The following is a 21,461-nucleotide window of genomic DNA, read 5'->3' on the forward strand; positions in this document are numbered from 1 at the left end:
CTAAATTATTTTATTGATAAAATTTTGCTAAAATTGAATTTATGTTTTAAAATTTCTCTGTAAATAGCTTTTTTTTTCATTAATTTGCTACATAAACAGCTAAAAAATATGAAAAAGCAATCTGCAAAAGCCATTTTAACCGCGGCTTTATTTTTTGGGATTTCTTCAGTATGGGCGCAGCAAACCCCGTCAGCGACAGCAGCAAATCCGGTAAACAATTACAATTATCATGATGCCTTTGGTCCTCATTTTTACACCAAAAATGCTACGTCAACTCGTACTGCAAGTGGTGAGCCAGGAGTTGAGTATTGGCAGAATAGAGCCGATTATCAAATTACGGCAAAATTAAATGCAACTACAAACGAGATTGTAGGAACAGATGAGATTACCTATACGAATAATAGCCCTAATAAATTATCATTTCTTTGGCTGAATTTAGATCAGAACTTATTCAAAGAAGATTCTAGAGGAAACGCTGTTGTACCTTTGACAGGAAGCCGTAATGGAGCTCAAGGACAAGTTTTTGATGGCGGAAATAAAATTAAATCTGTAAAAGTAATTATTGGTGGAAAAACTAAAACAGAAACAGTTGCTAAATATATAATTACAGACACAAGAATGCAGATTTTCCTTCCACAAGAATTAGCTGCAAAAGGAGGCTCTGTAAAAGTTAAAATCGAATTTTCTTTCATCGCACCTTTCGAGGGGTCTGATAGAATGGGAGTTTTAGAAACAAAAAACGGAAAAATCTTTACAATTGCACAGTGGTATCCGCGTATGTGTGTGTACGATGATGTAAGAGGGTGGAATACGGCTCCGTATTTAGGTGCATCTGAGTTTTATTTGGAATATGGAGACTTTGATGTAAAACTTACAGTTCCTGGAAATCACTATGTTGTAGCTTCTGGAGAATTACTAAATGGTCAAGAAGTGTTTTCTGCTGAGCAATTAAAAAGATATAAAGACGCTTCAAACAGTGATAAAACAGTTATGATTCGTACTGCTGATGAAGTTAACGCAACAGCAAATAGCAACTCAGGAACTGAAAAAACATGGCATTATAAAATCAAAAATGCACGTGATTTTTCTTGGGCATCGTCTCCTGCTTTTATCTTAGATGGAGCTAAAATTAACCTTCCAAGCGGTAAAAAATCATTAGCATTATCTGCTTATCCAGTTGAAAGTGATGGGCAAGGTGCTTATGGACGCTCGACAGAATATGTGAAAGCTTCAATCGAACATTATTCTAAACAATGGTTCGAATATCCTTACCCGGCAGCCACAAACGTTGCAGGTAATGAAGGCGGTATGGAATATCCTGGAATTGTTTTTTGCGGATGGAAATCGAAAGGCCAAGATCTTTGGGGAGTAACAGATCACGAATTTGGTCATATCTGGTTCCCAATGATTGTAGGTTCAAACGAGAGATTATTCGCTTGGATGGATGAAGGATTTAATACTTTCATTAACTCATTAAGTACTGCTACATTCAATAATGGAGAGTACAAAGAACAGCCAACAGATTTACATCAAGAAGCAGAATCTTTCACTCGTCCTGATTTAGAAACGATTATGAGTTCTCCTGATAACATGAAAGAAAAGAATATTGGTATGTTGTGTTATTTCAAACCAAGTGCAGGTCTTGTCCTTTTAAGAGAACAGGTTTTAGGAAAAGAGCGTTTTGATACGGCTTTTAGAACTTATATTGAGCGTTGGGCTTACAAACACCCACAACCAGATGATTTCTTTAGATCAATGGAAAATGTTGCTGGTGAAGATTTAAGCTGGTTCTGGAGAAGCTGGTACGTAAACAATTGGAGATTCGATCAAGGAATCAACTCTATTAAATATGTAAAAAATGATCCTTCAAAAGGAGTAATTATTACAGTTGAGAATTTTGAAAAAATGCCAATGCCAATTGTTTTGGATGTAAAAACAAAAAGCGGAAAAGTAACGAGAGTTAATCTTCCAGTAGAAATCTGGCAGCGCAATAACAGCTGGTCTTTCAAACACAATTCAACAGAAGAAATTGAAACTATAACCCTTGATCCAGATCACGTTTTTCCAGATTATAATGAATCTAATAATGTTTGGACTGCAGGAAAAGGTATAGTAGAGAAAGCGGTTATAATAGATGGATACTTAGGTAATTACGTTACGGCTAAATCTCCTTTAACTATTAATTTGGTTGATAGAAATAGTGTTTTAACAGCTGAACTTCCAAATTATCCAAACTTTTCTTTAGATCCTGTTCCAAATGAAAAAGATACTTTTGAGTCGCCAAGAGCTGGATTAAAGTTTAAATTTAATGAAGCAAAAACTGGTTTCGATATGACTATTTTAGGAAATGGCCAAGTTATGCAATTTACAAGAAAGTAATTTTTTGTAAAATATTTAGAACCCGATAGTTAGAAATAATTATCGGGTTTTTGTTTTTATACATATTAACAAAACCTAAAAAAAATGTTAGAATTTTAATTTTTTGTTTTGTAAATAAAAAAAAGATGTACTTTTGCACCAATGAATAAAATAAGTTTACATATAACTTCTTTGTCACGGACAAACTCACCGATTACTTCTCCCGAAGTACGGACACTATCTCTATAGTGTTCACTGAGTTTTATAGCCGTATATTTATTCATATCCATTTTTCATTTTGAAATCACATAATTTGTCCATTGGACAAACGCATCCTAAAAGTATTTATTATTTTGTAAATTTTCTTAATCAATGTTTTGGTTTTGAGGGTGTTACTTATTTTATGCTTAATTTTATTGGATTCAATTCTGGATTTCAAGCGAATCAATATGCTTTAATTTTTAACTCTAACTTCAATAATTGAAATGAAGATCTCTATTGTTGTAACTCAAGAAGAACATTTTAAGTATGCACAGGAAATCTGTGATACGATAGAATCGTCTGCCTTATTAAGAGGCACGGGGATTGCTAAAAGAACTCCTGAGTACATTCAGAAAAAAATGGCAAATGGTGATGCGATGATTGCTTTGGCAGACGGAAAATTTGCAGGTTTTTGCTATATAGAAAGTTGGCAGCACGGAAAATTTGTCGCTCATTCAGGATTAATTGTACATCCAGATTATAGAAGTCATGGTTTGGCCAAAAAAATAAAATCCAAAGTTTTTGATTATTCTTTGAAAAGATTTCCAGATGCTAAGATATTTGGAATTACTACTGGTTTGGCTGTTATGAAAATTAACTCTGAATTAGGCTATAAACCGGTTCCTTTCTCAGAATTGACAACCGATCCAAGCTTTTGGGCAGGCTGTAAAACTTGTACAAATTTCCCAATTTTACAAAGCAAAGAAAACAAAATGTGTCTTTGCACTGGAATGTTGTACGATCCAAAAGAAAAACAAAAAACACCGCCAAGACACCCTTTTAACGAGGCTGTTTTAAGCAGACTTAAAAAAATCAAACAGGCTTTATTCTTAAACAAATTATTGTCATTTGTTTTTTTATTCAAAATTTAATTAAAAAGAAATCTCAAACTGCTATATACGAAAGTATTAGCCTAAATTATAAAAAATGAAAAAAGTAGTATTAGCTTATAGCGGAGGATTAGATACCTCGTATTGTTTGAAATATTTAAAAAACGAAAAAGGTTATGAGGTTCATACCGTTCTTGTTGATACAGGAGGATTTAGCGCAGAAGAATTATCAGCAATAGAAAAAAGAGCCTACGAATTAGGAAGTGCGCAGCACGCCAACTTAACGATTTTAGACAAATATTACGATAAAGCTATAAAATATTTGATTTTCGGAAATGTCTTAAAAAACAATACTTATCCGTTATCAGTAAGTGCTGAACGTGTTTTTCAAGCAATTGAAGCTATAAAATATGCGAAAAAAGTAGGAGCAACTGCAATCGCTCACGGAAGTACTGGTGCAGGAAACGATCAAATCCGTTTTGATTTGATTTTCCAAACTATTGCTCCAGAAATTGAAATCATTACGCCAATTAGAGATTTAAAATTGTCAAGACAAGAAGAAGTAGATTATCTAGCTCAAAACGGAGTTCATTATTCTTGGGAAAAAGCACAATATTCTATCAATAAAGGACTTTGGGGAACAAGTGTTGGAGGAAAAGAAACTTTAACTTCAAGCCAACCGTTGCCAAGTGAAGCTTATCCTTCTCAACTGCAAAAAGAAGGAGAAGAAAAAGTAACGCTTCACTTTGAACAAGGAGAATTAGTTGGTTTAAACGGAAAAACAGATAAGCCATCAAATAATATTGTAGCTCTTGAAAAATTGGCAAGCGCTTATGCAATTGGTAGAGATATTCACGTTGGAGATACGATTATCGGAATTAAAGGAAGAGTTGGTTTTGAAGCCGCAGCTCCGTTAATTATCATCAAAGCGCACCATTTATTAGAGAAACATACTCTTGGAAAATGGCAACAATACTGGAAAGAACAACTAGGAAACTGGTACGGAATGTTATTCCACGAAGGCCAGTTCTTAGATCCTGTTATGAGAAATATTGAAACTTTCTTGCAAGACACTCAAAAAACAGTAAACGGAACCGTAACAGTTTCATTAAAACCATATCATTTCTCACTTGACGGAATTGAATCTGAAAATGATTTAATGAACACAGGTTTTGGTCAATACGGCGAAATGAACAATGCTTGGACATCTGACGATGCAAAAGGATTTATTAAGATTTTAGGAAATGCACAAAATATTTTCTCATCTGTAAACAAATTAGATCATGATTAATGTCGGAATTATTGGTGGTTCGGGCTACACGGCCGGAGAACTCATCAGAATTTTAATGTATCACCCGAAAGTAAACATCGACTTTGTTTACAGTACTACAAATGCAGGGAAACCGCTTTCTGTAGCGCACCAAGATTTGATGGGCGATATTGAAATGAATTTCACAGCTGAAATAAATCCAAATGTGAATGTTGTTTTCTTGTGTTTAGGTCATGGAAAGTCGATTTCATTTTTGAAAGAAAATCAGTTTGCAAGTCATACTAAAATCATTGATTTAGGAAATGATTTCAGATTGAACAAAGACGCTCATTTCGAAGGAAAAGACTTTGTTTATGGTTTGCCTGAAATCAATAAAACGGAAATCAAAAAAGCAAATTATATCGCAAATCCAGGTTGTTTTGCGACGGCAATTCAGTTGGCATTATTGCCTTTAGCGGAACATAATTTACTGAATAATGATGTTCATATTAATGCGACAACCGGAAGTACAGGAGCAGGTGTGAGTCTTTCTGAAACCTCACATTTTAGCTGGAGAAACAATAATATGTCACATTATAAAGCTTTTGAGCATCAACATTTAGGAGAAATCGGAGAAAGTTTGGTGCAACTGCAAGACGATTTTGACAGCGAATTGCTTTTTATTCCGAACAGAGGAGATTTTCCAAGAGGAATTTTTGCAACTTTATATACATTATGCGATGATAGTTTGGAGCAATTAGTGGCGAAATACGAAGAGTTCTATAAAAATGAGCCTTTCGTAACGGTTACCACAACAAACATCAACATGAAGCAGGTGGTGCAAACGAATAAATGTATTATTAGTTTATTAAAAAAAGGAAACCGGGTTCTCATAACATCAATTATCGATAACTTAACCAAAGGTGCTTCAGGACAAGCAATTCAAAACATGAATTTAATGTTCGGTTTAGAAGAAACCACAGGTTTACATTTGAAACCAAGCGGATTTTAATAATAGTTTCAGGTTTAAAGTTTCAAGTTACACGTTCTGCGAGCAACTTGAAACCTGAAACAAATAAACAAAACAAAAAGATGAACTTATTCAACGTTTACCCATTATACAACATAACTCCAGTAAAAGCAATAGATTGTAAAATTATTGACGACAAAGGAGTAGAATACTTAGATTTATACAGCGGACATGGTGTGATTTCTATCGGACACACACAGCCTGATTATGTAGCAAAATTGAAGAATCAATTAGACCATTTAGGATTTTATTCCAATGCAATTCAGAACCCTTTACAGGTTGAATTGGCTCAGAAATTAGGAAAGCTTTCAGGTTTAGAAGATTATGAATTGTTTTTATGCAGTTCTGGTGCTGAAGCAAACGAAAATGCCTTAAAACTAGCTTCTTTCCATAACGGAAAATCAAGAGTGGTAGCTTTTGACAATTCATTTCATGGAAGAACTTCTGCTGCTGTTGCGGTTACGGACAATAAAAAGATTGTTGCGCCAATAAATGCACAGCAAGTTGTTACTTTTTTACCGCTAAACCAAATCGAATTAGTCGAAGCGGAATTGGCTAAAGGAGATGTAACAGCAGTAATTATCGAAGGAATTCAAGGAGTTGGAGGGTTAGACCAAGGAACAACGGAATTTTTCCAAGCTTTAGAAAAAGCATGTAAAAAACATGATGTGGTTTTGATTTTAGACGAAGTGCAATCAGGATACGGAAGAAGCGGGAAATTCTTCGCTTTCCAACATCACGGAATAAACGCTGATATTATTTCAGTTGCAAAAGGAATGGGCAACGGATTTCCGGTTGGAGCCATTTTGATTTCTCCAAAATTTGAAGCAAGTTTTGGATTATTGGGAACTACTTTCGGCGGAAGCCATTTATCTTGTGCAGCGGGAATCGCAGTTTTGGATGTAATCGAAAAACTAGATTTACAGAAAAATGTAAACGAAGTTTATGAATATTTCTTAGAAAAAATCAAAGAAGTTGAGGAAATCAAACAAGTAAAAGGAAAAGGCTTAATGCTTGGAGTTGAATTTGATTTTGATGTTGCAGCTTTAAGAAAAAAACTGATCATCGAAAAACATATTTTTACAGGAAGTGCCAACAATAAAAACTTGTTAAGAATTTTACCGCCTTTAACTGTGAAAAAAGCTGATATTGATACGTTTGTAAAAGCTTTAAAAGAGAGTTTAGAAGAACTTAAGATTAAGTTTATCTAGAACTGTTAATTCGTTTAATCGTTTAACTGATTAATCGATTAAACGAATTAACGATTAACCAATTAAACCAAAAAAAAATGAATCCATTATCAATTGAAAAACGCAATCTCGTTTTGCGCTCCATGGCCAAACTGGTTGAGCAGGAGCGGAGTCAGATTATCCTAACCAATCAGGAAGATCTTGCTGATTACGACGGTTCAGATTTAGCGATGGAAGAACGCTTAAAAGTAGATGATAAAAAAGTCGATGAGATGATTTTATCGTTAAACCAATTGGCTTCTCAAGAAGATCCCGTTGGCGTTGAGCGTTTTCATTTTACTCATGATAATGGAATAAAAGTTATTAATAAAACAGCCGCTTTCGGAACGATTTTAATTATTTATGAATCACGTCCAGATGTTACAATTGAAGCGGGCGGAATTGCTTTTAAATCCGGAAATAAGATTTTATTAAAAGGAGGAAAAGAATCTTTAAAATCAAATTTAAAAATTGTAAGTCTTTGGCATAAAGCTTTACAAGAAAACGGAGTTTCAAAAGATTGGGTAGAATATCTGAATTATAATCGTGCAGAAACTCAGGCATTTTTGGAAAAACCAACTCAAAAAGTCGATTTAATTGTTCCAAGAGGAGGAGAAAAATTAATTGAGTTTGTAAAAGCACACGCAACTTGCCCAGTAATTGTTAGCGGACGTGGCAATAATTTTGTTTACGTTCATGAAAAAGCAGATACTGATTTGGCTTTAAAGGTAATTCTGAATGCCAAAACAGCTAAAATTTCAGCTTGTAATGCGGTTGATAAAGTTTTAATAGATTCTAAGCTTCCTAATTTTGAAGGTTTTACAGCCATTTTAATTGAAACATTAAAAGAAAATAAGGTTGAAGTTATCGTTGACAAATCTTTAGAAAATTTTGAAGATACAGAAACCCTTCAAAACGAAGATATTTGGTACGAAGAGTTTTTAGATTATAAAATTGTAATCGGAACAATTGATTCTGAGGAACATGCAATTGATAAAATTAATAAATACTGCGGAGGACATTCAGCCGTAATTATTACCAGAGACGACCAAGTAGCCAAAGAATTTATGGATGCAGTTGATGCTGCCGCTGTTTATCAAAATGCTTCAAGCCGTTTTACAGACGGAGGGCAATTTGGTTTAGGTGGAGAATTAGCCATAAGCACTGATAAACTTCACCAAAGAGGTCCAATTGGTTTACAGCATTTAGTAACCAATAAGTGGTACGTCTACGGAGAAGGACAAATACGATAATTGTAGATTTTAGTCCCGAAGCCTCGGGATTAGATTTTAGATTGATGATTAACGATTTTTAATTTCAGATTTATTGGAATTTGGAATTTAAAATTTGGAATTTATATAAAGATTTAGCTTTGCGAACTTAACGTTTGTAAACACAAACAATAAAAAAAACCTTGCGCCCTTTGCGTTAAAAAGAACTTAGTGCCTTAGCGCCTTCGTGGCAAAAACAAAAGACATGGCAAAAAAACGGATTTTATTAAAAATAGGAAGTAATACTTTAACCAAAGAAACCAATCATATTTCGCGGGGAAAGATTGAAGACCTCGGAATTCAGATTGCGGCTTTAAACGACGAATACGAATTTATTATAGTCAGTTCTGGAGCTATTGCAGCGGCAAAGCAGTTTGTAAAGCTCGATAATCAAGATAAAGATGTTTTTGTAAAGCAGGCTTTAGCCTCTATTGGACAACCACATTTAATGCGGATTTACAATGAAAATTTTAAGGATTTAGGATTAAATACCTCACAGTGTTTACTTTCTTATTCTGATTTTGAAAAAGAGCAAACCAAAAAGAACATTGTAAATACAATTAATGTTTTAGTTAAAAACAATTACATTCCGATTATCAATGAAAACGATACTGTTGCAACAGATGAGATTCGGTTTGGAGATAACGATAAATTAGCGGCACTGACTGCTGTTCTTTTAAATGTTGATATTCTGATCATTGCCACTAATACAAACGGAATTTATACGAAAGATTCTATTGACGATGAAATTCCGGAAACGATAAAATTGGTAAGTGATTTAAAAACGCTTGAAAAAGAAATCGGTGAATCAAAATCATCACATGGAACAGGAGGAATGCAGTCTAAAATAGAAGCAGCCGGAATCGCAAAAGCCGCCAATATAGAAACCTGGATCGTAAACGGATTAAATGATAATTTTATATTGAAAGCATTAAAGGAAGAAATTTCTTTCACAAAAATTGTGTAGATTTATACGCAGATGACACGGATTCACTTCGTGAAAACGCGGATTTTTACGGATTTTTAAATGTTGAAATATGAATTTATTGCATGAGGAGTTGACGGATACTATAATTAAAACTTTTTATGAAGTGTATAATGAATTGGGATATGGTTTTTTAGAAAGAGTTTATCAAAATTCATTATACTTAGAACTAAAAAGTAAAGGATTGAAGGTTGAAGCTCAAAAGAAAATAGAAGTTTATTATAAAGGAATTGAAGTTGGACAATATTATGCCGACTTAATAGTAGAAGATTTAATTATTTTAGAATTAAAAGCAGCAGATTGCATAGTGAAAGAATTTGAAAATCAAATTTTAAATTATCTAAAAGGAACAAATTGTGAAGTAGGTTTACTTTAAATTTTGGTACAAAACCAGAATTTAGGCGGAAAATTTTCGAAAATAATCGCAAAGTAAGAATCGAAAATCCGTATAAATCAGCGTCTTCGCGATAGCGAATCCGTATAATCAGCGTCTAATTTTAGACAACTAACAAAAACAAAAAACAAATGAACTATATCTCAATAAAAGACATCAACTCATTATCAAAATGGGTAAAACAAGCGATAAAAATTAAAAAAAATCCGCTTAAAAATCAAAGTTTAGGAAAAAACAAAACCTTAGGTATGTTATTCTTCAATCCGAGTTTAAGAACGCGTTTGAGTACACAAAAAGCGGCTTTAAACTTAGGAATGAACGTAATGGTAATGAATTTTACCAATGAAGGATGGACATTAGAATTTGAAGATGGAGCGGTTATGAATTCTGGTGCTTCAGAACATATTAAAGAAGCTGCAGAAGTAGTTTCTCAATACTGTGATATTATCGCAATCCGTGCCTTTGCAGGTTTGGTAGATAAAGAAAAAGATTATCAGGAAACTGTAATTTCAGGATTCTTGAAATACGCTACAGTGCCAATTGTAAACATGGAAAGTGCTGTTCGTCACCCATTACAATCTTTGGCAGACGCCATTACAATGGAAGAATTCAAAACGAAACACAAACCAAAAGTAGTGCTTTCATGGGCTCCACATCCAAAAGCGTTACCACAAGCCGTTGCTAATTCATTCGTAGAAATGATGCAGATGCAAAAAGATATGGATTTTGTAATCACACATCCAGAAGGTTACGAGCTAAGTCCGGAAATTACAAAAGACTGCACAATCGAATATGATCAAGATAAAGCTTTCGAAAATGCCGATTTCGTTTACGTAAAAAACTGGAGTAATTTTAACGATTACGGAAAAGTAACCAACAGCGATCCGAACTGGACCGTTACAGCTGAAAAAATGGCTTTAACCAACAATGGAAAATTCATGCACTGTCTTCCTGTTCGTCGTAACGTAATTGTTAGCGATGAAGTTTTAGACGGAGAAAATTCAATTGTAATTGAACAAGCGAATAACAGAACGTATTCTGCACAATTAGTTTTACAGAAGATTCTTAAAAAAATATAATTTTTTTAAAGTTGCTAAGATTCTAAGCTACTAAGATGCTAAGAAACTTTGCGCACAGAAAAACTTAGTATCTTAGAATCTCAGAACCTTAGAATCTTATGAATGTATCAGTAATAAAAATAGGTGGAAACATCATCGACAACCCAGCAGAATTAGAACAATTCTTAACCGATTTTTCTAAAATTGAAGGTTATAAAGTTCTAGTTCACGGTGGTGGAAAATCGGCTACAAAAATGGCGCAGAGTATTGGTTTAGTTCCGCAAATGATTGACGGCCGCCGAATTACAGATGCTCCAATGCTTGACGTTGTAGTAATGATTTATGCCGGACAAATCAACAAACATATTGTGGCGCAATTGCAGGCCAAAGACAATAATGCAATTGGTTTTTCAGGAGCTGACGGGAATTTAATTCAGTCGGTAAAAAGAAACCACCCAACAATCGATTACGGATTTGTAGGCGATGTAAAACAAGTCAATACCAAATTATTGGCAACTTTATTAGAAGCTGGAGTTGTTCCTGTTTTCTGTGCCATTACACACGATAAAAACGGACAATTACTAAACACAAATGCGGATACTATAGCAAGCGAATTATCAATTGCATTATCTGAAGTTTTTGATGTTACGCTGACATATTGTTTTGAAAAACAAGGCGTTTTGCAGGATTCAGAAGACGATTCGTCTGTAATTACTGAAATCAACGAAACATTATACAATAAACTAAAAGAAGAAAAAGTAATCCATTCTGGAATGATTCCAAAATTGGATAACTGTTTCAATAGTTTGTCAAGAGGGGTGCAGAAAATCAAAATTGGACATCACAGAATGCTTCAAAACTCAAATATTCCGCATACAACGATTACATTATAAAAAATGTTGCCACAATTTGACTCTGATTTTTTCAGTTAAAAGAGAAAATAATTTTAGACTTACATGAAAAAGTTTATTTTGATTTTAAATCTGTCACAAAAAGATAATTTGTGAAAATTCGTGCGAGTAGTGGCAAAAAAACGGAGCTGCGCAATGCTTTTAGAATTTAATTTTAGAAATTTGCGCCAATCAAAAATGTCGCAGATTTAATTAAAAACTTTGTGACTTCGCGCCTTCGTGGCAAAGAAACCAAACTTATGAAAAGTATAGATACGCTTACCCAAGAAGCAATTAGTTTATTAAAAAGCTTAATCGAAACCCCTTCATTTTCAAGTGAAGAAGATCAGACGGCTCTTTTAATCGAAAATTGGTTCAATCAGAATGAAATTCCTTTCAAGAGAGAAAACAACAATGTGTGGGCTTTCAATAAGTATTTCGACGAGAACAAACCAACACTTTTACTTAACTCACATCACGATACAGTAAGACCTAATCAGGCGTATACCAACGACCCGTTTAAAGCTATCGAAAAAGACGGAAAACTATTCGGATTAGGAAGCAATGATGCTGGAGGCTGTCTGGTGTCATTATTAGCGACTTTTGTTCACTTTTACGAAAACCAAAATCTATCGCATAATATCGTTATTGTGGCTTCCGCCGAAGAAGAAAGCAGCGGAAAAAATGGTTTAAACAGCGTTTTAAAACATTTACCAGAATTAGATTGTGCGATTGTAGGAGAACCAACTTTAATGCAATTAGCCGTTGCCGAAAAAGGTTTATTGGTTTTGGATGTAAAAGTAAAAGGAACCGCAAGCCACGCCGCACATCAAAACGACGATAATGCTTTATACAAATCAATTCCAGTAATGGAATGGTTTAAAAACTATAAATTCGACAAAATCTCAGACGTTTTAGGTCCTGTAAAAATGACCGTAACGCAAATCAATGCAGGTAAACAGCATAATGTAGTGCCATCAGAATGCGATTTGGTTGTAGATATTCGTGTAACAGACCGCTATACCAATGCTGAAATTTTGGAAGTGGTGAAAGCCAATGTAAATGCCGAAGTAACGCCAAGATCCATGCATTTAAACGCTTCGTCTATTCCAGTTGCGCACGGTTTAGTGCAGGCTGGAATTGCTTTAGGAAGAACAACTTATGGATCTCCAACACTTTCAGATCAATCGGTTTTGAGCTGTCAGTCGTTAAAATTAGGACCAGGAGAAACGTTGCGTTCGCATTCAGCAGACGAATTTATTTTTGTAAATGAAATTGAAGAAGGAGTCGATTTGTACATCAAAATACTAACCGATTTCTTTAAATTATAAGAAAAGAAAAACCGCCACGAATTCACGAATTGTTTTTTTACTATATGAACAAGATATTAATTCGAATTAATTTGAAAAAAATAATCGCAAAGATTTGAAAAAATAATTCGTGAATTCGTGGCGAAAAAAAACATAACCTATGAAACTTTGGGAAAAAGGAATACCAACAGATAAACAAATCGAACAATTTACAGTAGGAAACGACCGTGAACTGGATTTGGTTCTGGCAAAATACGATGCTTTAGGTTCAATTGCTCATGCTAAAATGCTGGGACAAATTGGTTTATTAACTGAAGAAGAAACCACTTCTTTAGTCGATGCATTAAACGAAATTATAGCAGATATTGTAGTGGGTAATTTCGAAATAGAAGACAGTTTCGAAGATGTGCATTCTAAAATAGAATATCTTCTAACAGTAAAATTAGGCGATGCAGGAAAGAAAATACATACCGCGCGTTCTCGTAACGATCAAGTTTTGGTAGACGTTCATTTGTATCTAAAAGACGAATTAAAAGCCATAAAAGAACAAGTTAAAACATTATTTGACTTGTTAATGGAATCGGCAGAAAAACATCAAAATGTTTTATTGCCGGGTTATACGCATTTACAAATCGCGATGCCATCGTCTTTCGGAATGTGGTTTTCTGCTTACGCTGAAAGTTTGATTGATGATATTACGATGTTAAACGCAGCTTCAAAAATCGTAGATCAGAATCCGTTAGGTTCTGCTGCGGGTTACGGAAGTTCATTCCCAATCAACAGAACCTTTACAACAAAAGAATTAGGATTTGAAACCTTAAAGTACAATGCCGTTGCTGCACAAATGAGCCGCGGAAAAGCAGAGAAAACCGTTGCTTTTGCGATGACAAGCGTGGCTGGAACGCTATCAAAATTTGCCATGGACGTTTGTTTGTATATGAGTCAGAACTTTGACTTTATTGGTCTTCCAGCGCATCTTACAACAGGTTCAAGCATTATGCCTCACAAGAAAAATCCGGATGTTTTCGAATTAATCAGAGGAAAATGCAATAAGATTCAATCGCTTCCGTACGAAATCACTTTAATCACCAATAATCTTCCAAGCGGTTATCATAGAGATTTACAGCTTTTAAAAGAAGGTTTATTCCCAGCGATTCAGACTTTAAAATCTTGTTTGGATATTGCAATATTTTCTATAAAGGATATTACGGTTAAAGATCATATTTTAGAAGATAAAAAATACGATTATTTGTTTACGGTTGATACTTTAAACGAAATGGTTGTAGCAGGAATGCCATTTAGAGATGCTTATAAAGCTGTTGCTGAGCAATTAGAAGCGGGAACGTATAAATCTCCAAAAGAAACCAAACATACGCATGAAGGAAGCATTAATAATTTATGTCTTGATGCAATTAAAGATAAAATGAAAGCTGCTTTTTAATATTGCGAAATGTGAAAAGTTGGGTATAAAAAGTAAAAAGGTCATTGATTTGTTTCAATGACCTTTTTTATTATGAATTTAATTCTTTACCAGTTTAAAAGTCTTGCTTCGGTTTTCTATTTGTACTTTGCATATATAAAATCCTTTAGCAAGATTTCCAACATTCAGTTCTAATTTTTCATCAGCAGAAATATTTTTTGATTGCGAATATACTTTTGCACCATTCGATGAAAATAAATTAACCTGAGCCAATCCATTATCTGTACTTGAAAAATCTATATTTAAAAGACGATTAATAACCGATGGATAATATTTTAGATCTAAGTTATTTGCATTATCATTTAAACCTAAATTGTTGCAGCTCGTAGATACAGCGCCTTGAGCAGTAACTTGAAGTGTTGCTCCAGCACCACAAGAAGAATTCGAAACGAATCCTGCAACGTTAGCGATTGGTAAAGTGCTGTAAGTATAAGAAGGTTTAGTTACAGCAGTTCCTGAACTTGCAGGAGCATTTAAACAATCTGTAAAAGCAATTCCAATTGTGCCGCCATCTGTACTCACATAGTTTTTAAAAGCAGTTCCAATTTTAGCAAAGTCAGTTCCTTCAACATAGCAAGTTGTATTATTGTTTCCGCCGCCCAGTCCAATTGCAAGAGAACCCGATACTGATGTATTGTAATAACAGTTTAAAATATGCAGTTCGGCATTTCTTGCTCTAGGCATTCTTTCTTTACAGCCTTCAGCCCAATAACAGTTTTTAAAAGTAATGCTGTAATGACCATCAGAAGGAGCGTCGGTTTTAGAAGAACCAACTAAATCAGAAAAACGGTGATCATCAGCACCGCCAGATCCGCCAGCTTTTGGAGCTTTTAAGTAGATAAACTTACACCAGGAAACAGTTACATTATCTGCTGTGCCTTTATTATCAAAATTTCCGTCCATTCCGTCTTGAAATTCACAATGATCGACCCAAAGATTAGTTGCTTCAGAAGTTAGATTATCACGTCCGTCTACATCATACGCACCTGGGCCTTCAAAAATTAGATTTCTAATGATAATATTATTTGATCCGGGTTTTAAACTTAAAATTCCAGAACCTGCAGCGGTTTGATCTAAGTTTACTAATCGTGCCCCAGGAAGACCGATAATGGTCTTGTCATTCACTAGGAGGCTCGTGTACGAACAATTTATAGTTCCAGAGACTAAAATAACCTGCGAAGTAGTCAGCTTTAATTTTGCTGTTAAATCGGTTAAAGTCGTCACAGTTACAGGAGTTGCATTTCCGCCTCCAGTAGCTGAAGCTCCAAATCCTTCTGGTGCACTCATAAAATAGTTTTGTGCAAACAGAAAGGAGCAAGGCAGAAGTAATGCCAATGCAATAATTTTTGTTTTCATTTAAGTGTGGTTTTTTGTGGCTTAATAGTTAATGTAATCGATTGCACAAATGTAAAAGAATTAAAATAATTTCAAATTAATTTTTCAAATATTTATTTTATAATGTTTTGATTTATAGATTTATAAGTGTTGTTTTTACACTATTTGATTATGATGTGATCTGGAGTGATATTTTAGAAAACAGGAAAGGTTTTAAAGTAAAGGGAGAAAATTCATGCTAAATACATATATTTGATGTACCAGTTTAAAACGTACCAATGGAAAAATTCAAAGATCAGTCTGCGCTTCATCTTTTTGAGAAGGGTTTAATTACACAAAACCAGTTGGAAGAAGTAAAAACCTATAGAAACCTAAATATCTTTTCATTAAATGCAGAATTAAAGCTATTTCTTTATTTATCAGTATTGTTATTTACTTCAGGAATTGGAGTTTTGATTTATGAAAATATAGATACTATAGGGCACATCGCTATTCTGTCATTGCTTTTAATTGTGATTGCAGTCTGCTTTTTTTATTGTTTTAAGCATTCTAAAGGTTTTCAAAAAGAAGAAACAACTTTTGAGCACCCTGTTTTAGAATATCTGGTTTTGGCGGGCAATATCTTGACTTGTATTTTTATTGGATATCTTCAGTTTCAATACAAACCTTTTGGAGAACATTACGGATTAGCGACTTTAGTACCCACTGTTGTGAGTTTCTTTTGTGCTTATTATTTTGATAATAGAAGTGTTTTAACTATTGCAATTACGGGTCTGGCCGCGTATGTGGGACTTTCGGTTACGCCACAAGATATATTTAGTGACAGTAATAATTTGTATGCAAGCCAAAGTTTGAGCTATTCAGCGGTAATGTTGGGAGTTTTACTGATTTTATGGACCATCTACAGTAGTCGAATTTCACTAAAAACCCATTTTGGTTTAGTTTTTCTCACTTTTGCATTGCATATTGTAAGTATTGCTGCGATTAGTAATTTAACAGGTTATGATACATTAACATGGGTAATATTTGCTTTAATTTTAGCTGGTTCAACCTATTACTTTTATAAAGTTAGTTACCAATATAAAGCAATGTCTCTATATGTATTTATGATTGTTTATGCTTATATCGGAGGAAATATAGTTTTGTTTAGAGTTTTTGAAAACGTTGACTTCTCTGATATTTGGGAATTATTAATTTTCTTATTACCAGCTTATTTTGTTGGTTCGATTGTAATGTTTATTAAATTGATTAAAAAATTTCATAAAGAGATAGCAGAATGATAGTATACAACAAACAATTATTAGAGAATGAAATTTTAATTGATGAAGCAGATTCTTTGTACAAAGGAGGTTTTATTAGTAAGGAACAGAAGAAATTTATAGAAAAAGAACTGCCCGCTTTAAAAGGTCAGAGTAATATTCTGGTTAGAATAGGTTTGTTTTTGCTTGGTTGCTTGTTATATGGTTCAATTTGTGGAGCAATTTCTTTATTTGGATTAAGTGCAGAGAATGTGTTTTTTCAAATCTGCTGCTATATTTTCACTATAGTTGGATTTGTAGGTGCAGAATTACTTGCAAATCAAGAATATCATAATCATGGCTTAGATGATGCTTTTATATTAAATGCGATTTTATGTTTGGGCGCAGCAGTAGCAATAACAACCGAAGGTCATGAAATAGTAATTGCTTTTTTTGTAGCAGTTGGAGCGCTTTTTATGTTTTTGAGGTATCTGCATGTATTATCAATGCTCGTGTTTTGTATTTCGGCAACCGCCTTTTTATTTTTCGGAATGTTTAAATTTGGAGATATTGGAAAAGCTATTTTGCCATTTGCAGCAATGATTTTCGCAGGATTATTTTATTTTTTGACTAAAAAGAGGATGACTCATTTAAGCAAAAGTTATTATTACAACGGATTATTATTGGCAAATAGTTTTTGCTTGGTTTTATTTTACCTTTCTTGTAATTATTTGATTGTAAGAGAACTTTCTGCAGAACTTTTAGGAACAGAAGTACAGCCTGGAACAGATATTCCGTTTGCATTTTTCTTTTATGCGTTTACTTTTATTGTACCGATTGTTTATTTGGTGCAAGCTTTAAAAACAAAAGACCGAATAATGCTTTGGTTGAGCTTTTTGGCGATTGCATTTTCAATTTATACCATTAGATTTTACCATTCGGTTTTGCCAATCGAAATAGCGCTTACGCTTGGCGGTGTGGTTTTATTTGCAATAGCTTACTTTTCAATTAGAAAATTAAAGGAAAAAGAAAGTGGTCTGACTTTTAAACCAGATAGAATCAACCATTCAGACAGTCTGTTAAATGCAGAAGCTTTAGTTGTGGCTTCCACTTTCGGAATGAAACCAGAAGTTAAGACAGCTTCTCCAATGGAATTTGGAGGAGGAGGTTTCAGTGGCGGAGGTTCTGACGGAAGTTTTTAGAAATGTGAAATGTGAAAAAGTAAGCAATGCATATTATTTCTTCCTACATTTCACATTTCACAAAAAATTACACTTTACTTTTTAATGCTTCTGCGTCAATATCACTGTGCGAAACATCGTAAACTGCTTTTCCGTTTTTGATTAATATCAATTGAGGAGATTCATGATAAACTCCAAATCTGCTTGCAATTTCGTTTGAGATATCTCTGTGTGCTATCAAGTCTAAGAAGTATGCGTCAACAACATTTTCAAGGTCATATTCTCTTTCAAATTGCTTTAAAGCCATGCGGCTAATACTGCATCTTGTGCTGTGTTTAAAGATTACTACTGGTTTTTCGTTAGAAATGGCTTCGATTTCCATTAATTGAAGCATATTTGTTAATTCTGTCCAGTTTACTTTACTTTTTGTTCCTTCTGAGTTCTCTGAACTTCCGAAGATTGAATTAAAAAAACTCATATTTGGCTTGTTTTATGACTTTTTGACACGCTTTAATCTTTAAAAACTGATTTTCACTGTCTTTTTGTCTGTTTTTTTACTGTGGAATATAATTTGTCTATTCGAATACAAAGTTAAAATATTTGAGTCAACAATTTACCTCAATAAATCGTAACTTTAATCCTATATATTTTAAACAGTTAAATCAATCAAATCAAAAAAATATGAATATAAATAAATTTACAATCAAATCGCAGGAAGCCATTCAGTTGTCGCAGCAATTAGCGCAACGAAATGGTCAGCAACAAATTGAAAATGAACACATTTTCAAAGCTATTTTTGAAGTTGACGAAAACGTAGCACCATTTATTTTGAAAAAATTAAATGTAAATGTGCCATTGTTTTTACAACTTTTAGATGCTACAATTCAGAGTTTTCCAAAAGTTTCGGGAGGTGATATTTTGCTTTCAAGAGACGCTAATAAAGCTTTGAATGAAGCTGAAATTATTGCACAAAAAATGAACGACGAATATGTTTCGATCGAACATTTAATTTTATCCATTTTTGACTCAAAAAGTAAAGTTTCCCAGATTTTAAAAGATCAGGGAGTTACAGGAAAAGGTTTGAAAGCGGCTATTGAAGAATTGCGTAAAGGCGAAAGAGTAACTTCGGCTTCAGCAGAAGAAACCTACAATTCGCTAAATAAATATGCTAAAAACCTAAACGAATTAGCTAGAACAGGAAAACTAGATCCGGTTATTGGCCGTGACGAAGAAATCCGTCGTGTATTGCAAATCTTAACTCGTAGAACAAAAAACAACCCAATGCTTATTGGTGAACCTGGAGTTGGTAAAACTGCTATTGCAGAAGGTTTAGCGCATAGAATTGTGGATGGAGACGTTCCAGAAAACTTAAAAGAAAAAATTGTTTTCTCTCTTGATATGGGAGCTTTAATCGCTGGTGCGAAATATAAGGGAGAATTTGAGGAGCGTTTAAAATCGGTTGTAAAAGAGGTTACATCGGCAGAAGGTGATATCGTTTTATTTATTGATGAAATTCATACGCTTGTAGGAGCAGGTGGAGGTGAAGGTGCAATGGATGCGGCGAACATCTTGAAACCAGCTTTGGCTCGTGGAGAATTGAGAGCAATTGGTGCTACAACTTTAGATGAATATCAAAAATATTTCGAAAAGGATAAAGCACTTGAAAGACGTTTCCAAAAGGTTTTAATTGACGAACCAGATACAGAAAGTGCGGTTTCGATTCTTCGTGGAATTAAAGAAAAATATGAAACGCATCATAAAGTTCAAATTAAAGATGAGGCAATTATTGCAGCAGTGGAACTTTCACAGCGTTACATTACCAATCGTTTCTTACCAGATAAAGCGATTGACTTAATGGATGAAGCGGCTTCTAAACTGCGTATGGAAATCAATTCAAAACCAGAAGAATTAGATGTTTTGGATCGTAAAATCATGCAGTTAGAAATTGAGATTGAAGCCATTAAACGTGAAAAAGAAGAAAGCAAGCTGAAAATTTTGGGTATGGAATTGGCTAACCTGAAAGAAGAACGAAACGAAATCTATGCTAAATGGAAACAGGAAAAAGATATCGTTGACGGAATTCAGGCTGTAAAACACGAAATTGAAGACTTTAAATACGAAGCAGAACGTGCAGAACGTGATGGCGACTACGGAAAAGTAGCTGAGATACGTTACGGAAAAATAAAAGAAGCGCAAGAACGTCAAGAAACATTGCAAAAACAATTGCAGGAATTTCAATCTGGAAATTCTTTAATTAAAGAAGAAGTTACTAGAGAAGACATTGCAGAAGTGGTAGCAAAATGGACTGGAATTCCAGTAACCAAAATGCTTCAAACGGAAAGAGAAAAACTATTGCATTTAGAAGACGAATTGCACAAGCGTGTAGTAGGTCAGGAGGAAGCTATAGAAGCGGTGAGCGATGCTGTGCGTAGAAGCCGTGCGGGTTTGCAGGATATGAAAAAACCTGTTGGGACATTTCTATTCTTAGGAACAACCGGAGTTGGTAAAACCGAATTAGCAAAAGCTTTGGCTGAATATCTTTTTGATGATGAAAATGCCATGACGCGTATAGATATGAGTGAGTATCAGGAGCGTCATAGTGTGAGCCGTTTGGTTGGTGCGCCTCCAGGATATGTAGGTTATGATGAAGGTGGGCAATTGACAGAAGCGGTTCGTAGAAAACCATATTCTGTAATTTTGTTGGATGAGATCGAAAAAGCGCATCCAGATACTTTCAATATTTTATTGCAAGTTCTAGACGAAGGTCGATTGACAGATAACAAAGGACGTTTGGCTGATTTTAAAAATACGATTATCATCATGACTTCTAATATGGGAAGCCAGATTATTCAGGAGAAATTCGAAAATCTGAAAGGTGGAGTAGAAGCAGCAACAGAAGCGGCCAAAAACGAAGTTTTAGGATTATTGAAACAAACTGTGCGTCCAGAGTTTATCAACCGTATCGATGAGATTGTAATGTTTACACCGCTTACAGTAGATAATATTTCAAGAATTGTAGGCTTACAGCTTAAGAGCGTTACAAAAATGCTGGCACTACAAGGAATTACAATGGATGCGACTCCAGAAGCAATTGCTTACTTGTCAGACAAAGGATATGATCCTCAGTTTGGAGCAAGACCAGTAAAACGTGTCGTGCAGAGAGAAGTTTTAAATCAATTGTCAAAAGAGATTTTGGCTGGAAACATAACAACAGATAGCATCATTTTATTAGATGCTTTTGATGGCAAGTTGGTTTTTAGAAACCAGACTGCTAGTTAATTATTTTTTTTACAAGTTAATCTTGAAAAGCATCAGTTTTTAACTGGTGCTTTTTTTTGCTATAAATTTTGAAACTTTTTACT

18 protein-coding genes are annotated in these 21,461 nt (G+C 34.2%); 15 read left to right on the top strand and 3 right to left on the bottom strand.

Going from position 1 to position 21,461, the window contains the following annotated elements:
- The first annotated feature begins 108 nt into the window (after positions 1-108).
- Entirely contained in the window at positions 109-2,379 is a 2,271-nt protein-coding gene (locus M0M44_RS15150) for a M1 family metallopeptidase (RefSeq protein WP_248726405.1), read from the top strand.
- 95 nt (positions 2,380-2,474) lie between these two features.
- Here M0M44_RS15150 and M0M44_RS15155 read toward each other — a convergent pair whose 3' ends face one another.
- Positions 2,475-2,642, bottom strand: a complete 168-nt coding sequence (locus M0M44_RS15155) for a hypothetical protein (protein WP_159436632.1) — start codon at positions 2,640-2,642, stop codon at positions 2,475-2,477.
- Positions 2,643-2,843: 201 nt separating this feature from the next.
- Here M0M44_RS15155 and M0M44_RS15160 point away from each other — a divergent pair, with 201 nt between their 5' ends.
- The 11 genes from M0M44_RS15160 (at position 2,844) to argH (ending at position 14,306) form a co-directional block, all read left to right on the top strand.
- The gene (locus M0M44_RS15160; protein ID WP_248726406.1) at positions 2,844-3,491 is read left to right on the top strand and encodes a GNAT family N-acetyltransferase; all 648 of its coding nucleotides are present in this window, start codon (positions 2,844-2,846) and stop codon (positions 3,489-3,491) included.
- Positions 3,492-3,546: 55 nt separating this feature from the next.
- Entirely contained in the window at positions 3,547-4,740 is a 1,194-nt protein-coding gene (locus M0M44_RS15165; protein WP_248726407.1) for an argininosuccinate synthase, read from the top strand.
- The gene (argC, locus tag M0M44_RS15170) at positions 4,733-5,710 is read left to right on the top strand and encodes an N-acetyl-gamma-glutamyl-phosphate reductase (RefSeq protein WP_248726408.1); all 978 of its coding nucleotides are present in this window, start codon (positions 4,733-4,735) and stop codon (positions 5,708-5,710) included. The genes M0M44_RS15165 and argC overlap by 8 nt, the downstream gene beginning before the upstream one ends.
- A gap of 80 nt (positions 5,711-5,790) precedes the next feature.
- Entirely contained in the window at positions 5,791-6,939 is a 1,149-nt protein-coding gene (locus M0M44_RS15175) for an aspartate aminotransferase family protein (RefSeq protein WP_248726409.1), read from the top strand.
- A gap of 77 nt (positions 6,940-7,016) precedes the next feature.
- Positions 7,017-8,210 carry a glutamate-5-semialdehyde dehydrogenase gene (locus tag M0M44_RS15180; RefSeq protein ID WP_248726410.1) on the top strand — a complete coding sequence of 398 codons (1,194 nt, stop codon included), beginning with the start codon at positions 7,017-7,019 and terminating at the stop codon, positions 8,208-8,210.
- Between the two features lie 223 nt (positions 8,211-8,433).
- The gene (gene proB, locus M0M44_RS15185; protein WP_248726411.1) at positions 8,434-9,195 is read left to right on the top strand and encodes a glutamate 5-kinase; all 762 of its coding nucleotides are present in this window, start codon (positions 8,434-8,436) and stop codon (positions 9,193-9,195) included.
- Positions 9,196-9,265: 70 nt separating this feature from the next.
- The gene (locus M0M44_RS15190; protein ID WP_248726412.1) at positions 9,266-9,589 is read left to right on the top strand and encodes a GxxExxY protein; all 324 of its coding nucleotides are present in this window, start codon (positions 9,266-9,268) and stop codon (positions 9,587-9,589) included.
- 149 nt (positions 9,590-9,738) lie between these two features.
- On the top strand, positions 9,739-10,686 hold the full coding sequence (locus M0M44_RS15195; protein ID WP_248726413.1) for an N-acetylornithine carbamoyltransferase: 948 nt from the start codon (positions 9,739-9,741) through the stop codon (positions 10,684-10,686).
- A gap of 98 nt (positions 10,687-10,784) precedes the next feature.
- A complete protein-coding gene (gene argB / locus M0M44_RS15200) occupies positions 10,785-11,558 on the top strand; it encodes an acetylglutamate kinase (RefSeq protein ID WP_029269663.1) in 774 nt (257 codons plus the stop codon).
- 257 nt (positions 11,559-11,815) lie between these two features.
- Entirely contained in the window at positions 11,816-12,886 is a 1,071-nt protein-coding gene (locus tag M0M44_RS15205; protein WP_057118419.1) for a M20 family metallo-hydrolase, read from the top strand.
- Between the two features lie 139 nt (positions 12,887-13,025).
- The gene (gene argH, locus M0M44_RS15210; RefSeq protein ID WP_248726414.1) at positions 13,026-14,306 is read left to right on the top strand and encodes an argininosuccinate lyase; all 1,281 of its coding nucleotides are present in this window, start codon (positions 13,026-13,028) and stop codon (positions 14,304-14,306) included.
- A 78-nt stretch (positions 14,307-14,384) separates the two neighbouring features.
- Here argH and M0M44_RS15215 read toward each other — a convergent pair whose 3' ends face one another.
- Positions 14,385-15,701: a pectate lyase family protein gene (locus tag M0M44_RS15215; protein ID WP_248726415.1), complete on the bottom strand. Its 1,317-nt coding sequence runs from the start codon at positions 15,699-15,701 to the stop codon at positions 14,385-14,387.
- Positions 15,702-15,958: 257 nt separating this feature from the next.
- On the opposite strand from M0M44_RS15215, the gene M0M44_RS15220 reads away from it, so the two are divergent.
- Complete coding sequence (locus M0M44_RS15220) at positions 15,959-16,960, top strand: DUF2157 domain-containing protein (RefSeq protein ID WP_248726416.1); 1,002 nt, start codon at positions 15,959-15,961, stop codon at positions 16,958-16,960.
- Positions 16,957-18,120 (top strand): hypothetical protein, encoded by a 1,164-nt coding sequence (locus tag M0M44_RS15225; RefSeq protein WP_248726417.1) that lies wholly within the window; start codon positions 16,957-16,959, stop codon positions 18,118-18,120. The genes M0M44_RS15220 and M0M44_RS15225 overlap by 4 nt, the downstream gene beginning before the upstream one ends.
- A 67-nt stretch (positions 18,121-18,187) precedes the next feature.
- Here M0M44_RS15225 and ytxJ read toward each other — a convergent pair whose 3' ends face one another.
- Positions 18,188-18,577, bottom strand: a complete 390-nt coding sequence (ytxJ, locus tag M0M44_RS15230) for a bacillithiol system redox-active protein YtxJ (protein WP_248726418.1) — start codon at positions 18,575-18,577, stop codon at positions 18,188-18,190.
- A 203-nt stretch (positions 18,578-18,780) separates the two neighbouring features.
- On the opposite strand from ytxJ, the gene clpB reads away from it, so the two are divergent.
- Positions 18,781-21,378, top strand: coding sequence for an ATP-dependent chaperone ClpB (gene clpB, locus M0M44_RS15235; protein ID WP_248726419.1), 2,598 nt, complete (start codon positions 18,781-18,783; stop codon positions 21,376-21,378).
- Positions 21,379-21,461 lie beyond the last annotated feature (83 nt).

The organism is Flavobacterium humidisoli (genome assembly GCF_023272795.1).
Taxonomy (GTDB): Bacteria; Bacteroidota; Bacteroidia; order Flavobacteriales; family Flavobacteriaceae; genus Flavobacterium; species Flavobacterium humidisoli.

Bases quoted from the DNA above. Each gene is read 5' to 3' on its own strand.
- M0M44_RS15150 (WP_248726405.1), top strand. From the start codon at position 109: ATGAAAAAGCAATCTGCAAAAGCCATTTTAACCGCGGCTTTATTTTTT.
- M0M44_RS15155 (WP_159436632.1), bottom strand. From the start codon at position 2,642: ATGAATAAATATACGGCTATAAAACTCAGTGAACACTATAGAGATAGT.
- M0M44_RS15160 (WP_248726406.1), top strand. From the start codon at position 2,844: ATGAAGATCTCTATTGTTGTAACTCAAGAAGAACATTTTAAGTATGCA.
- M0M44_RS15165 (WP_248726407.1), top strand. From the start codon at position 3,547: ATGAAAAAAGTAGTATTAGCTTATAGCGGAGGATTAGATACCTCGTAT.
- argC (WP_248726408.1), top strand. From the start codon at position 4,733: ATGATTAATGTCGGAATTATTGGTGGTTCGGGCTACACGGCCGGAGAA.
- M0M44_RS15175 (WP_248726409.1), top strand. From the start codon at position 5,791: ATGAACTTATTCAACGTTTACCCATTATACAACATAACTCCAGTAAAA.
- M0M44_RS15180 (WP_248726410.1), top strand. From the start codon at position 7,017: ATGAATCCATTATCAATTGAAAAACGCAATCTCGTTTTGCGCTCCATG.
- proB (WP_248726411.1), top strand. From the start codon at position 8,434: ATGGCAAAAAAACGGATTTTATTAAAAATAGGAAGTAATACTTTAACC.
- M0M44_RS15190 (WP_248726412.1), top strand. From the start codon at position 9,266: ATGAATTTATTGCATGAGGAGTTGACGGATACTATAATTAAAACTTTT.
- M0M44_RS15195 (WP_248726413.1), top strand. From the start codon at position 9,739: ATGAACTATATCTCAATAAAAGACATCAACTCATTATCAAAATGGGTA.
- argB (WP_029269663.1), top strand. From the start codon at position 10,785: ATGAATGTATCAGTAATAAAAATAGGTGGAAACATCATCGACAACCCA.
- M0M44_RS15205 (WP_057118419.1), top strand. From the start codon at position 11,816: ATGAAAAGTATAGATACGCTTACCCAAGAAGCAATTAGTTTATTAAAA.
- argH (WP_248726414.1), top strand. From the start codon at position 13,026: ATGAAACTTTGGGAAAAAGGAATACCAACAGATAAACAAATCGAACAA.
- M0M44_RS15215 (WP_248726415.1), bottom strand. From the start codon at position 15,701: ATGAAAACAAAAATTATTGCATTGGCATTACTTCTGCCTTGCTCCTTT.
- M0M44_RS15220 (WP_248726416.1), top strand. From the start codon at position 15,959: ATGGAAAAATTCAAAGATCAGTCTGCGCTTCATCTTTTTGAGAAGGGT.
- M0M44_RS15225 (WP_248726417.1), top strand. From the start codon at position 16,957: ATGATAGTATACAACAAACAATTATTAGAGAATGAAATTTTAATTGAT.
- ytxJ (WP_248726418.1), bottom strand. From the start codon at position 18,577: ATGAGTTTTTTTAATTCAATCTTCGGAAGTTCAGAGAACTCAGAAGGA.
- clpB (WP_248726419.1), top strand. From the start codon at position 18,781: ATGAATATAAATAAATTTACAATCAAATCGCAGGAAGCCATTCAGTTG.